We start from the raw sequence: 15,497 nt of genomic DNA, 5'->3' as shown, positions 1-15,497 counted from the left end.
GGATGGTAAAAAGGCTCATTCAGAGGTAGAATCGCCTAAATAGCCAGTGCTGGCTGTGGGGCGTGGAACCCGTAGCCCAGTAGCGCGAAGCTCCGGCTTCGCGCATCGTTGCTGAGGTTGAACGAGGTCGTTGCTCCGGCGCGGTTTCAATCGCTCAACGAGGCGCGAAGCCGGAGCTTCGCGCTACGGGGCATCGTCCTAACGCATCCGGTCCAGCCGTCGTACCTTGCACTATGCTTCCGCCCGAAGAACGTCGTCTTCAGACCTTGGGCCGGCTGCTGACTCAGCCCGCTGGCTTTCCGCCCACGGCCTGGCTCTGCGCCCCGCCCGACGTAGCTCGTTGGCAGCCGGATATGCCGGCGGCCGTACTGCTCGTGTCCGCCGCCGGGCAGGCCATACCCACGCCGCCCGGCTTGGTGCGCACCTTGTTCATGGACGAAGTACAACTGGTGATGGAGCGCCTGCTCACGCAGGTGCCCGGCGCGCCCGCGCAGTTGCGGGTTGATATTCTGGCCCGCTACAAAACGCACCACGAGTTTCCGGCCCTCACCAGCCACCCCGATACGCTAGCCGACCATCTGGCCGAAGCCGTGCGGTCTGGCGGCCTCACGCCCGCCGCCGCCCTGGCCCAGCTGTTGCGCTATTTCTCTCATTTCACCGAAGAAGCCGCGGAGCGTATTCTGGCTCAGGCTTACCTCCGAACCCGTTAACTGTCTGTTATTCCGAGCAGCGCGAGGAATCTGAGGAGGTTAGCAGCCACCATTACAGGCGAAGCGCCCGGCGCCCGGAAGCGGCCGGATGCTGAAGCAGCAAGAGTCGCTTGCAGCATTTGGCGCGAGGTACCGCTAGCAGCTGGCCTTAACTGGCCTAAGTTGCGGACTAGAGTTAGGAGCTAGTTCCCCTCCTTGGAAAGGAGGGGCTAGGGGTGGTTGATTCACGCCAGAACGATTTGTAGAACTAGCTCTAGTATCGTTCAACGCCTGATCAACCACCCCTAGCCCCTCCTTTCCAAGGAGGGGAACTAGTTTTAACGCTAGTCATTAATTGTCTGCAACTTGGGGGAGCTAGCCTTACGCGCCGCCGGATGAATTTCATGCGACCTCCCGCCATTCTGGTTCGAGCTGCCGCCAAAAAATACCGGCCTCCTGCCATTCTGGTCCGAGCTGCCATCAAAGAATACCGAGCTGCCATCAAAAAATACCGGCGTCCTGCCAATCTGGTCCGGCCTCGCTATTTTTTGGCGGGAAGCCGGACCAAAAAATACCGACCTCCCGCTAAAATGGTCCGGGGCCGCATATCGGAAGGGGGAGGGGGTACTTCCGAAGTCCCCCCTCCCCCTTCTGATATCCTTCTCCTGATTCCGCGCGTCGCTCGGAATGACAGCTATACGCCTTGCATCTCCGGTACTTCATCGGGCACCACCAGCTTACCCGCCGTGGCAGCCCGAATCTGCTCTACTGATACTCCGGGTGCCCGTTCGCGCAGCACGAAGCCATTTGGGGTTATGTCGAGTACGGCTAATTCGGTTACTATTTTCTTCACGCAGCGCAGGCCGGTAATGGGCAAGGTGCACTGCGGCAGCAGCTTGCTCGAACCGTCCTTGGCCACGTGCTGCATAGCGACGATGATGTTCTTGGCCGAGGCCACGAGGTCCATGGCGCCGCCCATGCCTTTCACCATTTTGCCCGGGATTTTCCAGTTGGCGATGTCGCCGTTTTCCGATACTTCCATGGCTCCTAGAATGGTCAGGTCCACGTGCTCGCCGCGGATCATGCCAAATGAGTCGGCGGAGGAGAAGATGCTGGAGCCGGGCAGGGTGGTTACGGTTTGCTTGCCGGCGTTGATGAGGTCGGGGTCTACTTGGTCTTCCGTCGGGAAGGGTCCCATGCCGAGCAGCCCGTTTTCGCTTTGCAACTCCACGTTGATGCCAGCCGGAATGTAGTTGGCCACCAGCGTCGGAATACCAATGCCGAGGTTGACGTAGGAATTGTTCTTTACTTCTTGCGCAATGCGCTTGGCGATGCCGTGTTTGTCTAACATGATTCTTTGATGTGCTAATATGCTGATGTGTTGATTGGCAACCGTCGTTTGATGAATTGATGGCAGAAGGCAATTAGCACATCAGCATATCAAACAATCGACACATCAACGAGTCGTCCGTTGCTCGATGCGCTTTTCGTAGTGCTGGCCCTGGTAGATGCGCTGCACGAAAATGCCGGGCGTGTGAATCTGGTTGGGGTCCAGCTCGCCGGCGGGTACCAGCTCTTCCACTTCCGCCACCGTGATTTTACCGGCCGTGGCCATCATGGGGTTGAAATTACGGGCCGTGCCTTTATAGATGAGGTTGCCGGCCGTGTCGCCCTTCCAGGCTTTCACGAAGGCGTAATCGGCGTGCAGAGCGGTTTCCAGCAGGTACATCTTGCCGTTGAACTCGCGGCTTTCTTTGCCTTCGCCCACTTCGGTGCCGTAGCCGGCCGGCGTGTAGAAAGCCGGAATGCCCGCGCCACCCGCCCGGCACCGCTCGGCCAGCGTGCCTTGCGGAATCAATTCCACTTCCAACTCCCCGCTCAGCAACTGCCGCTCAAACTCGGCATTCTCGCCCACGTAGCTGGAAATCATCTTGCGCACCTGCTTGGTTTGCAGTAGCAGCCCAATGCCAAAGTCATCGACGCCGGCGTTGTTGCTGATGCAGGTGAGGTTCTTCACGCCCAGACGCAGAATCTCCTGAATGGAATTTTCCGGGATGCCGCACAGGCCAAAGCCACCCAGCATGAGCGTCATGCCGTCGGTGAGGCCATGCAGCGCCGTTTGGGCGTCGGGTACTACTTTGCTGATCATAAAGAGGGTGGGATGGTTGAGAGGCGCAAGGTAGAATAGATATGAGACTGTGAGACATGGGAAGTGAGACTTTACGTGTTGGATTTATCACTAGCAGGTAGTCTCAACTCTCACTTCTGATATCTAACCCAAGTTGCAGACAATTAATGACTAGCGTTAAAACTAGTTCCCCTCCTTGGAAAGGAGGGGCTAGGGGTGGTTGATCAGGCGTTGAACGATACTAGAGCTAGTTCTACAAATCGTTCTGGCGTGAATCAACCACCCCTAGCCCCTCCTTTCCAAGGAGGGGAACTAGTCTTAGCTGTAGTCCGCAACTTGGGTTATCTAATTTCTCACCTCTCACTTCACCCTCCAATCAAATGGCGGCGGGCTTCGTCAGCGTCCAGCGCTAATTGGGCTTTCAGCGCGTCTAAACCATCGAATTTTTGCTCGTCGCGCAGGCGGGCGATGAATTCCACGCGCAGTTGCTGGTCGTACAGGTCGCCTTCGAAGTCGAGTAGGTGAGCCTCTACTGTTTGGGCCAGGTCGCCGCCCACGGTAGGGCGCACACCAATGTTGAGCATGGCGGGGTGATGAGTGCCAGCCGCTGTGGTGGCCATAACGGCGTAGACGCCCCGCGCCGGAATCAGCTTCAGCGGCTCGTCGGTCACAATATTGGCGGTGGGCCAGCCGATGGTGCGGCCGAGCTGGCGACCTTTCACGACGGTGCCCGTCAGGGGATAATCGTAGCCGAGGTAGCGGTTGGCGGTCAGCACGTCGCCGCTTTCGAGGGCGCGGCGGATACGGGTGCTGCTCACGCCCACGGCGTCTACGTCTTCGCGCGGAATTTCCTCTACGCTCATGCCATAGCGGTCGGCGTTTTGGCTGAGGTACTCGAAACCGCCTTCCCGGTTTTTCCCGAAGCGGTGGTCGTAGCCAATCACCAGCTTGCTGGTGCCCACGGTGCGCAGCAGAATCTGCTGAATGTATTCTTCTGAGGTCCAGGCCGCAAATTCGCGAGTGAAGGGCACGATAAGCAAATAATCGACGCCGAACTCGGCCAGCTTCTGCGTGCGCTCGTCAAGGGTGTTGAGCAGCTGCAAATCCAGCGGCTCGGGGTGGCTGGGCGGCGGGTCGAGCACCAGGCGCGGGTGTGGCCAGTAGGTAATCACCACGGCCGGGCCCCCGCTTTGCTCGGCCGCTTCCCGCAGCCGCCGCAGAATCTGCTGGTGGCCGAGGTGCACGCCATCGAATGTACCGCTGGTCACTACGGCATTGCCGAGGTGCGGAAACTGCGCCGGATCGTGAATGATTTCCATGAATCGCTGGGTTGCGCTGATTAGGGTATTTCGCTAACTGCTTGTGAGGCGTTGCTAGTAGCTAGTAGATTAAGCATCGGCTAGCAGAAAAGCTGACAGCGGTAAGCAGGCTGTTGAGGATGTTACAAAAGCTATTCGGCGGTGCTTTCCGAAGCCGGCGCGGGGTCTGGAGCAGAATTGTTGGCGTTGAAGTACTCCAGGCCGGGGCGGCGCTCGGGGCGGGGCGGCTTCTGCCGGCGCGGAGGCCGTTCGGCTTCTCCTTCCGGGCGTGGTGGGCGCAGGGCAATGAGCTGGTCCATCGTCAACGCCTCTTCTACGCGGTACTGGCCAATGCGGGTGCGGACCAGCTTGGTGAGGTGGGTGCCGCAGCCTAGGGCCAGGCCAAAGTCACGGGCGAGGCTGCGGATGTAGGTGCCTTTGGAGCAGGTCACCCGAAAATCTACTTCGGGCAGCGCCACGCGGGTAATTTCAAACTCCCGGATTGTGACTTGCTTGCTCTTGATTTCGGCTTCTCCGCCGCGGCGAGCTACTTCGTAGGCCCGCTCACCGTTCACTTTCACGGCCGAAAACAGCGGTGGTGTTTGCTCAATCAGCCCTCCAAAAGCAGTGGTAGCAGCCTGAATTTCGGCTTCCGTGAGGTGAGCGTAGGGCAGCTCCGTATCCACGGGCGTTTCCAGGTCGAAGCTGGGCGTGGTTTGACCGAGGCGGAAGGTGCCGGTGTACTCTTTTTCCTGGGCCTGAATTTGGTCGATCTGCTTGGTTTTCTTGCCGGTGCAGAGAATGAGCAAACCGGTAGCCAGCGGGTCGAGGGTGCCGGCGTGGCCGATTTTCTTGATGCGCAGCGTGTTCTTGACCTTGCGCACCACGTCGAACGAGGTCCAGGTCAGGGGCTTGTCGAGCAGCAGGATTTCGCCGGCCTCGAAGTCGAAAGAAGAAATGTCCATGCTAAGCTTAAATCAGCTTCAGGTCGATGCCCAGCGCAATCATCACTAGGATGAACACGCCCACGATGATGCGGTAGAAACCGAAGGCCCGGAAGCCAAAACGCGCCACAAAGTTGACGAAGGTCTTGACGGCCAGCAACCCCACCACGAAAGCCACCACGTTGCCGAAAAGCAGCAGCTTGAGGTCGTCGGCGCCAGGGGCGGCTACTTTGTAGGTTTTGTACAGCTGGTAGGCCGTGATGACGAACATCGTGGGCACGGCCAGCAAAAAAGAGAAATCCGCCGCCGAACGACGGTCGAAGCCCTGGGCCAAGCCGCCCACGATGGTAGCCGCCGAGCGCGACACGCCGGGTATCAGCGCCAGGCATTGAAACAGCCCGATGCGCAAGGCTTGCGGCAGGCTCGGCGTCGTCACTTCTTTGCGCGGGCCCGCAAACCAACGGTCCACGAACAGCAGCACCACGCCGCCTACTACCAGGGACGCCGCTACCACCGTCACACTTTTCAGTAACTCCTCAATGACATCTTTGAGCAGAAAACCGAGCAGCCCAAACGGCAGAAAAGCCACTAGCAGCTTCACGTAGAAATCGAAGCTTTGCAGGAAGCGCCGCCAGTACAGCGCCACCACCGACAGGATGGCGCCCAGCTGAATGGAAGTGATATAGGTTTCGGTGAAGGGCAGCTGCCCGATGCCGAGCAGGTTAGCCACGATAACCATGTGCCCGGTGCTGGAAACCGGCAGAAATTCCGTCAGACCTTCGACGATAGCCAGCAGCAGCGCGTACCAGTAGTTCATAAATAAGAAAGTAGCGCGAGGCTCCCGCCTCGCGCATCATTGAACGATGTCGTTGTTACCTAACGCCGGTTGTTCAACCTCCGCAACGATGCGCAAAGCCAGAGCTTCGCGCTACAGCAGCTAGGGGCGCTTGTAGGAAGGAGCCGAAGGCGCGGCCGGGGTCGGCTGCTGAGCCAGCGTGTCGCGGGTGATGGTGTCTTGCGCTATTGGGGCTCCGCCCTGTGGCTTGGCCATGATGGCCCAGAACTCAATCAGAAAGCCCACAACCAGCAAGATAGGGCCGAGCGTGATGCCCAGAAATCCTTCGCCGTAGTCGGCCGAGTCCAGCGTCATGGTAATGAAGCCGGCGGCCAGCACAGCCAGGCCAATGAACATCAGACGGTAGTTGCGCGGCCCGAAGGCGAAGCGGGGAGTTTCTTGCATGGTCAAATGACTTAATTGTTAAATGGCTAGGTGGTCGTTGGTGTATTTTATGAGCGAATTGATGGCTTTGGGAAGCCGCTGTAACTCGGCGAAAATATGAGAGTAGTTATCAGGTGAAATAAGATGCCGGACTTTAGCTTTTTCGTTCCAGTCCAGCGCTTCAAATAAAGACCCACGGGCAATTCTGTAAAATTTGATTTTATCTTTCTTGCCATAGCGCCCAAAGCCTTCGGCAATGTTAGCCGAAACACTATCGACGGACCGAATGAATTGCTCCCCAACCGTATGCTGCGCCAAAGGTGCCCAAAGTAAAACGGTATTCCATACCACATTGCTGAGCGCGAAGCTGATACGGTAGCACTCAAGATCGGCCAACCGCAAAAATTTCCGCTCGCTGCTTTCCTGCTCAACCATTAATCAATTAAGCAATTCAAATTAATACAAATCATCTAGTGACATACCCAAGTACTTGCGCACGGCGCGGTAGGAGCTGAGGAAGCCGATGCCGCAGCCTAGCACCACCATTGCTAGCAGCAAGGCTCCAATCAGCTGGTCGTCGCGGAGTACGCGCAGGTCGGTGACTTGCAGGTAAGCATATTGGAGTAACGCTAGCAGCAGCAGGCCCGCCAGAATCCCGCTCGCCAAGCCCTGCCAGGTGGCGCGGCTCAGGAAGGGGCGCTGAATGAAAACCGAAGTAGCCCCGACGAGTTGCATGCTTCGAATGAGGAAACGCTGCGAGAACAGGGCCAGCTTGATGGTATTGTTGATGAGCACCGTCACGACGAACGTGAGCACCACCGCGAAGCCTAGCAGCACGAGGCCAAGCTTGCGCACGTTGTCGTTGATGGAGCTGATGAGACTTTGCACGTATTGCACCTCGTGCACGCCCGGCTCCGCCTTCAGTTCCCGCTCAATGCGGCCCATCTGCAAAGAGTCGGAATACGCCGCGTTGATTTTCAGGATGTACGCGTCGCGGAGCGGGTTGTCGCCGAGGAATTGCTGGAAGTCTTCACCGGTTTGCTCGATGAACTGCTTGGCGCCTTCTTCCTTCGACAAAAACCGGACCTGCGCTTTGCCGTCGCGCTGCGCGATGTAGGGCTTGCGCGAGAAGTCCTGTTGCAGGCGCAGCAGCTCCGTCGCGGGCAAGTCGCGCTCCAGATACACCTGCATCTCAATGTTCTCCTTCACCAGATTAGAGAGCTTGTGCGCGTGAATCAGCAGCAGCCCAAACAACCCAATCACGAGCAAAGCCAGCGTGATGCTAAACACGACCATCGTGTGCGGGTAGCTGCCTAGCTTTTTCTTACGGGTTGGGCGGGGTTGGGGCATAGAAGGGCAAAGGTAATTGTTGGATGGTTTAATGGCTAAATGGTTGCATTGTTAAATGGTTGGTCGTGCTAACGGCTCGTTGAACGACCAACCATTTAACAATGCAACCATTTAGCCATTATCCAACTACAGATTCGTTCTCGGGTCGTCGTCTACGTTGAGGACTTCGCGGGCTTTGCGGGCATTTATTTCGCGGCGGCGCAGATGCTTGCGGGCGAATAGTTCGGTAAACGAATCGAACTGCTCGGTGTGCAGCAGCGAAACGCCAGCCCGAGCCTGGTTTTGCAGCGTGTTCAGAGCGCTGATGTCGCGCGGGGTGGTTTCGTAGCGCAGCTTGGCCCGGAACTTACCGTCGGCGCGCAGGTAGTATTCCAGGCTCAAGTCGCCGATGAGGGACGTATTGCCAGTCGTTGATGTGGTAACGCCGGTGTTGGCGTCCGTCACCACGCCATTGTTGAAGCCGCCTTCGCGCGTTACGCGCAGCCGCCCGTTGAGGAAGGAGTAGCTCAGCCGCACTTGCAACGCCTGTAGCTGCTCCGCCGAAATACCATTAAAGTTGAAGCTGATTTCCAGGTTCGGGTCGAGCTGCGAGGTGAGGGCGCCGAGCTGGGTGGAAATAATCTGACCCAGACTGTTGCCCAGCGCGTTGTTCTGCCCCTGAAACGAACTGATGGAGGAGAGCGACGAAGCCGGCGCCAGCTGCCGGAACACCACCAGACTGAACACCTGCCGGCTCAGCTCCTGCTCATCGTTGCGCAACGACGACAGAAACGGCACCAAGTCACTTTCCAATGACGATGGAATATCATTGAATTCCAGGTTGAGCTTGATAACGGGCAGCAGTAGCGGGCCGGTCAGGTTCATCACGGCCGTGACGGGTACCACGGCGCTATTGCTGGCCAGGATCGGAGCCAGCGAGGTGCGCTGGGTGTAGGCGGCCGTCACGTTCATTTCGCCGGCCAGCGGGTCGCCGTTCCAGGAGATGGTGCCGCCCGGCCGCACCACAAATTCCTTGTTTACAAGGCCCTGCAAGGTAAAATTGTAGGCCCCTCGCACGATTTCAAGCTGCCCGAACATATTGAAGTCGCCGCGCGTGTCGATGTTGAGACGCAGCCGCCCGGCCGCCGAGCCCCGAATAACGTCGCCGGTACTCTCATCAAGCAGAATCTCCACGTAGGCATCGGGCGTCACTTCCAGGTTCATATTCAGCCGGATACCCGACAAGTCCACTTTATCCTGCACGCCCACCGGCACCGGCGTACGGGCCGTGTCGGTGAGGTTGCGGTTGACGAAGCGGATGTAGTTGGCCTTCTCGGCCCGGGCCGCGTTGTCGAGCGGCAGGGAAAGGCGCGTGCCCGGCTCAGAACGGGCCTGCACGTTCACCACCAAGTTGCTGGAAGGCCCATTGACGCGGGCCGTGCCAGTGGCGTAGGCCGTCCCGAAGTACAGCTGATTGTCTTTGCGGGTGGTATTGAGCACCAGTAGCCGGCGGAACGAAGCTTCCAGCGCCAGCCGCATGTTCTGGAATCCATCATGAAAAATATCACCCGAAACGACGCCGCCATTGCCCAGCGGGTCCTTCACCCGGATGTCGCGCAGGGCAATACGATCTTCGGTGAACTGAATTCGGTCGGCGAAGGTGTAGGTGGTGCTCAGATAGATGAACGTGAGTTGGCCGTTGCTCACGTCGATGGTACCCGTGAGGTGCGGTTGGTTGAAGCGGCCGGCCAGGCGCAGAGTGCCCACGGCTGTGCCGCCCAAGTCCCGGAATAGCGTTTTAAGAAAAGGCTCGGCCAGCTTCACCGGCGCATTGTCGAGCACGCCGGTTAGGTTAAGTTGCTCGTTTTCGCGGGACGGGGCAATGGTACCGGCCAGTCGCAACACGCGCCGGCCATCGCGCAGCACGTCCAGATCCAGTATAGCTTGGCGGGCGCGGTTGTCCCAGGAACTGCGGCCCGCCACGTTGCCAATCAGCACTTTATCGAAGTGCAACGAGTCGACGGTGAGGGTGGAGTTGATGGCCAGCGCCCCGTACACGCCGCTCACGGTGCCCTCCGCATTCACCCGGCCCGTCATGTTTTGTTTGGTGAGGGAGGCGAGCGTGGCCAGCTCCATATCTTTCACCGTGAGCTTCAGCTCCTTGCTGGCATCTTGCGAGACGAAACCTTGCGCCATTATGCTCTGCGGGCCGTTGCTCAAACTCAGGTTCTGAATGTCGAACTCCTTGCCTTTATTCGAGATAATAACCGAGTTGTCCTGCGCGATGGTCCAGTTCTTATCCAGCAGGTTCACGCCCGACTGCCGGAACACGATTTGCACGGCATCGGGCAGGAAGGAGAGGGCGCCGTTGATCTGGGCCTTGTTGGTGGTGTTGGTTTGGGCCAACGAAGTCGAGAAGTTGATGCGCTTCTGGTCCCACACGCCTTCCACGTAGAAGCCTTCGGTGCGGCCTAAACTTGGCAGCACTTGCCGTTCCGATGTCACGTTGGCCTGCGCCAGCACTTCCGGCTGGTAGGGCAGTTTGGACGTGTTGAATTCAAACGCCGTGCGGTAGGTGCGGACACTATCCACAATGAGCGTATCGAAGCTGCCGCCAAGCTGTAGAATAGACGTTTGCCCGTTGCGGAACGAGCCATCGATGCGCGAATAGTTAGCCACTTGCAGCCCCGGCACGAACAACTGCAACGCCGGGTTAGCCTTTTTCAGGTACAAATCCAAGTCGATGGCGTACTCCGGAATCACGCGCTGCCGCTTGCGGCGGTAATAGTCGGCAATGGCGGCTTCGTTGCTTTCGAAATTGAGTTGGTATTCGGTCAGCAGAATCTGGGCGTTACGAATCACTTCGGTGTAGTCGAAGTTGCCGGTGGCCGTCAGGTTCAGCACTTCCGAGCGCACCGCCAGCCGGCGCTGGGCCGCAGTCCGCTCACTCACCACATCGAACGAATCCACAGCTACCGTGCGGCCAGCGTAACCCACGCGGGAATTGCGCAGCAGAATGTGGCCCACCAAATCATCAAGACGTAACCCCTTGAACTGCACGTCGGCGGTGGTGGCCACGGTTACGCTCTGCTTGGTGAGGCCGAGCGCGCGCAGGTCGGCGCGGCGTATCCGGGCCCGTACGTCAAAGGCTTGGCTCTTTTTATTGAGGTTGATGCTGCCATCAGCGTCGAATTGCAAACTAGGGTCGTTGGCCGCCAGCTTGCCCGTAAACGATTCGCGGCTGAAACGGCCGTTGGTGCTGATGTTGCGGTAGCGGTAGCCATTGAGCCAGATACTTTGCACCGTGGCATTAGCCGTGACGCTGGCCCGTTCCGGGGTAAAACCTACGCCTTCGACGCGGCCGTTCATGGTCACGTCGCGCACCACTTTTTCCTTGCCCAGCAGCTTGCCCAACTGAAAGTCGGTGGTCCGCACATCGCCTTCGTAAGAAGAAAAACGCGGGTCGGTCTTGAATTTTAGGTTGACGTCGGACACCACCGAACCCAGTGCCGTCTGGAAAGAGCCATTCGCTACAAAGTCGTTGTAGAACCCCAGGAATTGGCCTTTCAGCTTTACCGTGCCGAGCCGCTCCACGTAGGGCCAGCCGGAAGCCGGAATGTACTTGCGGATATCGCGCCCGTCAATCACGGAAGGCCGCAAGCGCATCTCCACAAAGCTTTCCTTTAAGTTGGGCAGCCCTTCCACGTTGATGTTGCCCACCACGTGCGTGTTGCGGCCGTAGGTGATGTCGAGGTTCTTGGTAGTGAAATTCTTCACGTAGCCCTTGGCCTCGCCCGCCAGCAGCACCGATTCTTTCAGGTTCCGCATAAACGGCTGCGGCGCAAACTGCGCGATATCGTCGGAAGTTATCCGAGACGGGCCCAGCCGCGCCACCACCCGCACGGAGTCGTTGAAGTTGGTGAAGTTGAGGAAGTGCTGGTATTCAAAGCGCAGATAATTGAGTAATTGGCTGTTACCAACGCGCAGATTCAGTCCCGAAAATTCCCAAAACTTACCGGCGTAGGTCATGTTGGCCGTCAGCTCGTGCAAGCGGGTGTTGGAAGGCGAATCCACGGCCCGCAAGCCATCAATTTGGGAATGAATCGTGTCGCCGCGCAGCCAGATCTGCGAAAAATCCGCGTAGATGCTGTCGATGTGCATGTGCGCGTAGTCCATCGAGCGGCCGTAGTAGGGTTCCTTGGGCCGGTTTTTCTTGTCGAGCACGAAGCGGCCGTTGCGCAGGCTGATGGCGTTGATTTTGAAGTCGAACGGCTTGGTGGTTTTCTTCGTGGTATCGGATGGGCCGACGAGCCGCCGTACGGCGGCCAGAAACTGCGAAAGGTTGGTGGAGTCGGGCTGGTTGGCGTAGGTGATCTGGGCGAAGCGCGGCTCCTCCAGCGTGAGCTTGCCTACGTGCAAGTGGCTCGGGTCGAAGAGGCTGAAAAGACTGATGTCGGCATCGGCCCGACCAATGTTGAACAGTTCGCCACCCTGGCGGTCCAGCACCCGCACGCCTTCCAGCAACACCCGCGAGAAGGGCCGCACATCCACCCGCCCCACTATTACTTTCTGCCCGAGCTTGTTGGTAAGGATGGCGGCGGCTTCCTGCACCAGCCGCGTTTGCACGCTCGGAATGCGCAAAGCCACCAACACGCCCGCCGTCGCCACTACCAGCACCAGGACCAGTGCTAGCAGTACTTTGAGCAGAATGGAGACGAAACGGGGCACAGCGCGAAGAAATGAAAAAGATATCGGAGCGAAGATACAGGGTTGCCGCTTGCCTGCCAGATGCGCCCGGCCGCGTTTCGGTTGCCGCACCAACGAACGGCAGCGGTTACAGGTTGGCAGTTTTAACGAACTTTGGCACCGGTTCCGTCTGTCTGTACTGCGAAGCACCTTGCTTTGCGCAAGACCTGTGCCATCTCAACGATTGTTGTTCATCGATACGCGCAGCCCGAGCTTCGCGCTACATACTATGCCTCAGCCCACCATTCTCGCCATCGAATCTTCCTGCGACGACACTTCGGCCGCCGTGCTGGTAGCCGGTGAAATCCGCGCCAACGTGGTGGCTACGCAGCAAGTGCACGAGCAGTACGGCGGCGTGGTGCCCGAACTAGCTTCCCGCGCCCACCAGCAGCACCTGATTCCAGTGGTGGAAGCGGCGCTACAAAAAGCAGACGTCACCAAACAAGACCTCGACGCCGTAGCATTCACGCAAGGACCGGGCTTGCTGGGGTCTTTGTTGGTAGGCGGGATGTTCGCTAAAACCTTGGCTCTGGCTCTCGGCAAGCCGCTGATTGCCGTAAACCACATGCGGGCCCACATTCTGGCGCACTTCATTGAGGAGCCGCGGCCAGTGTTTCCGTTTCTGTGCCTTACCGTCAGTGGCGGCCATACTCAACTGGTGGTAGTGCGGAGCGCGTTGGAGATGGAAATCATTGGCCAAACCATCGACGATGCGGCCGGCGAAGCCTTCGACAAAACCGCCAAGCTGCTCGGCTTGCCCTATCCCGGCGGCCCGCACTTGGATAAGCTGGCCCGCGAAGGAAACCCCACCCGCTTCCCGTTCCCGGTGGGGGCCATGCCCGGCTACGATTTCAGCTTCAGCGGCTTGAAAACGGCAGTGCTCTATTTCCTGAAGAAAGAAACCGCCCAAAACCCCAACTTCATACAAGAAAACCTAGCCGACCTCTGCGCCAGTATTCAGTACACCATCATCCAAACGCTGCTCCGCCAGTTGCGCCGCGCCGCCGCGGACAAAGGCCTGACGCAGATTGCGCTGGCGGGCGGGGTGGCCGCCAATTCTGGTCTGCGCCAGGCCCTGCAAGATGAGGCTGCCGCTCAAGGCTGGCAGGTGTTCATTCCTGCTTTCCAATATTGCACCGACAATGCGGGCATGGTGGCCATCACGGCCCAGTTTCAGTACGAGGCCGGCGACTTTGCCACCCAGCTCGTCAGCTCCGACCCCCGCTTGAAACTGCTGTAGTACGTGCAGGTTTGCTGCAGCCTCAACCACCAGCCCAAACCAGCCAGCAGCTTTCCACGCGAAATAATTCGCAACCTTGCCGCCCGCATTTGCGAACTTGCTTACGCCGCTGCCCAAGCGGCTTCTCTACTTATGGCTACCAAAAAAGACGACGCGCCGAAGCGCATCAATATCCAAAACCGCCGCGCCAGCCACGAATACGCTTTCCTGGTGAAGTACGACGCCGGCATCATGCTGCAAGGCACCGAAATCAAAAGCATCCGCGAAGGCAGCGTGCAATTACAGGATGGCTTCTGCACCTTCCATCCCGACGGCAGCCTGTGGCTGCACAACGTCACGATTGCCAAGTACACCGAAGGTACCTACAACAACCACGAGCCCACCCGCGCCCGCAAGCTGCTCCTCAACAAGCGCGAATTGAAACAGTTAGCTAATAAGGGACAGGAGCAGGGGCTCACCATTATTCCGCTGCGCATGTACGTGAGCGAGCGGGGCTTTGCCAAGCTGGAAATTGCCTTAGCCAAAGGCAAAAAGCTTTTCGACAAGCGCGACGACCTCAAAGCCAAGGACCAGAAGCGCGAAATGGACCGCGCCCGCGAGTATTAATGAGTGAATGAGTGTATAGAGGAATGAGGGAAGATTTTTGTCAGATGTTTGGCCGGTTGCGGTTTAAGCGGGAGCTTCGTGCCGTTGTTGTGAACCAAGGATGAATAAGGTGCCAGCCACGTTTACCGCTATTCACTCATTCGCCCATCCACTCATTCACTCACTGATTTGGAACACGGAATCTGCGCTCTGAGCATTGTGCCGGTGCGCACCGAGCCTACCGATAAGGCCGAAATAGTTACGCAGCTCATTTTTGGGGAGTGCTACTCTATTCTGCTCACGCAAGGGCAGTGGATTCAGGTCCGGACGGCCGCCGACCAGTACGTGGGCTGGATGGACCTCAAGCAGCACACGCCCGTGAGCAACGACTACCTGGCCGCCTGGCAGGCCCAGGACCATCCGCGCACGCTCGATGTGGTGCAGATGGTGAGCAGCACCGACATCCGCATTCCGGTACAGCTAGGCTCCCGGCTCCCATTTTTTGATGGCATGACGCTGCGAATAGGGGAGCGGCAGATGTTCTACAACGGGGCCGCTACCAATCCGCAGAACGGCCACGGCCCGCACGGTCCCATCGACCAGCGCCTGCGGTTGCTCCAGAAAATGGCCCTCATCTACCTCAAAGCGCCTTACTTGTGGGGCGGCAAAAGCCTCTTCGGCATCGACTGCTCGGGCCTGATGCAGCAACTCTACGGTCTGGTGGGCGTCCAACTACCACGCGATGCCCGCCAGCAGATTGCACTCGGCCAAACCGTGCACTTCGTAGCCCAAACCCAACCCGGCGACCTGGCTTTCTTCGACAACGCCGAAGGTAATATTGTGCACGTGGGCCTGCTGCTGGAAGACCAGCAGATTCTGCACGCCAGCGGCGAAGTCCGCATCGACCCGCTCGACCACAACGGCATCTTCAACCGCGACCGGCAGAAGTACACCCACAAACTGCGCCTCATCAAACGAATCCTGGCGGAGTAGAAGCAAACTAGCGGCGAACTGGCGGGCGAACTGGCGGCAGTCTTAAGCCGACGCAGTCGGCGTGACTGCCAGCCACGAAGCCCAGTCAGTCTTCAGACTGACAACCGGCAAACACGCCGCAACTTCTGAAGATTTTTCAGACTGACAACCGGCAAACACACCGCAACTTCTAATACCGCAAGTCTGAAGACTTGCCAAGCTCCGTGGCTGGCAGTCTTCGCCGACTACCGTCAGCTTAAGACTGCTGCCAGGCCATTGCTGGGGGTTGTTGAAGCAATACTTCGTTGAGCTAACAGAAACTAAACTTCTGAGCTGTTGTTAATGCG

The 15,497-nt window shown here is 58.3% G+C and carries 13 protein-coding genes; 4 read left to right on the top strand and 9 right to left on the bottom strand.

The window, feature by feature from the left end:
• Positions 1–233 precede the first annotated feature (233 nt).
• Positions 234–710, top strand: coding sequence for a hypothetical protein (locus ACYSMN_RS08710; protein WP_488923476.1), 477 nt, complete (start codon positions 234–236; stop codon positions 708–710).
• A 673-nt stretch (positions 711–1,383) separates the two neighbouring features.
• Here the strand turns inward: ACYSMN_RS08710 and ACYSMN_RS08705 are convergent.
• From ACYSMN_RS08705 to ACYSMN_RS08665, 9 genes are all read right to left on the bottom strand, one after another.
• A complete protein-coding gene (locus ACYSMN_RS08705) occupies positions 1,384–2,040 on the bottom strand; it encodes a CoA transferase subunit B (protein WP_488923475.1) in 657 nt (218 codons plus the stop codon).
• Positions 2,041–2,145: 105 nt separating this feature from the next.
• Complete coding sequence (locus tag ACYSMN_RS08700; RefSeq protein WP_488923474.1) at positions 2,146–2,838, bottom strand: CoA transferase subunit A; 693 nt, start codon at positions 2,836–2,838, stop codon at positions 2,146–2,148.
• 344 nt (positions 2,839–3,182) lie between these two features.
• The gene (locus ACYSMN_RS08695) at positions 3,183–4,136 is read right to left on the bottom strand and encodes a bifunctional riboflavin kinase/FAD synthetase (protein WP_488923473.1); all 954 of its coding nucleotides are present in this window, start codon (positions 4,134–4,136) and stop codon (positions 3,183–3,185) included.
• A gap of 131 nt (positions 4,137–4,267) precedes the next feature.
• Entirely contained in the window at positions 4,268–5,080 is an 813-nt protein-coding gene (gene truB, locus ACYSMN_RS08690; protein WP_488923472.1) for a tRNA pseudouridine(55) synthase TruB, read from the bottom strand.
• A gap of 7 nt (positions 5,081–5,087) precedes the next feature.
• Positions 5,088–5,876: an undecaprenyl-diphosphate phosphatase gene (locus ACYSMN_RS08685; RefSeq protein ID WP_488923471.1), complete on the bottom strand. Its 789-nt coding sequence runs from the start codon at positions 5,874–5,876 to the stop codon at positions 5,088–5,090.
• Positions 5,877–5,996: 120 nt separating this feature from the next.
• Entirely contained in the window at positions 5,997–6,299 is a 303-nt protein-coding gene (locus ACYSMN_RS08680; RefSeq protein ID WP_488923470.1) for a DUF3098 domain-containing protein, read from the bottom strand.
• Positions 6,300–6,317: 18 nt separating this feature from the next.
• Entirely contained in the window at positions 6,318–6,713 is a 396-nt protein-coding gene (locus ACYSMN_RS08675; RefSeq protein ID WP_488923469.1) for a four helix bundle protein, read from the bottom strand.
• Positions 6,714–6,734: 21 nt separating this feature from the next.
• Entirely contained in the window at positions 6,735–7,628 is an 894-nt protein-coding gene (locus tag ACYSMN_RS08670) for a cell division protein FtsX (RefSeq protein ID WP_488923468.1), read from the bottom strand.
• A gap of 126 nt (positions 7,629–7,754) precedes the next feature.
• Positions 7,755–12,335, bottom strand: a complete 4,581-nt coding sequence (locus ACYSMN_RS08665; protein ID WP_488923467.1) for a translocation/assembly module TamB domain-containing protein — start codon at positions 12,333–12,335, stop codon at positions 7,755–7,757.
• Positions 12,336–12,582: 247 nt separating this feature from the next.
• Between ACYSMN_RS08665 and tsaD the strand changes: the two genes are divergently transcribed.
• The 3 genes from tsaD (at position 12,583) to ACYSMN_RS08650 (ending at position 15,171) form a co-directional block, all read left to right on the top strand.
• Entirely contained in the window at positions 12,583–13,593 is a 1,011-nt protein-coding gene (tsaD, locus tag ACYSMN_RS08660; RefSeq protein ID WP_488923586.1) for a tRNA (adenosine(37)-N6)-threonylcarbamoyltransferase complex transferase subunit TsaD, read from the top strand.
• 132 nt (positions 13,594–13,725) lie between these two features.
• Positions 13,726–14,199, top strand: coding sequence for an SsrA-binding protein SmpB (gene smpB / locus ACYSMN_RS08655; protein ID WP_488923466.1), 474 nt, complete (start codon positions 13,726–13,728; stop codon positions 14,197–14,199).
• Positions 14,200–14,367: 168 nt separating this feature from the next.
• Positions 14,368–15,171, top strand: a complete 804-nt coding sequence (locus ACYSMN_RS08650; RefSeq protein WP_488923465.1) for a C40 family peptidase — start codon at positions 14,368–14,370, stop codon at positions 15,169–15,171.
• Positions 15,172–15,497 lie beyond the last annotated feature (326 nt).

The sequence above is a fragment of the Hymenobacter sp. M1-2 genome, assembly GCF_057808495.1.
The sequence above is the reverse complement of the archived record's forward strand: the minus strand, read 5'-3'. Positions and strand labels throughout refer to the sequence as shown.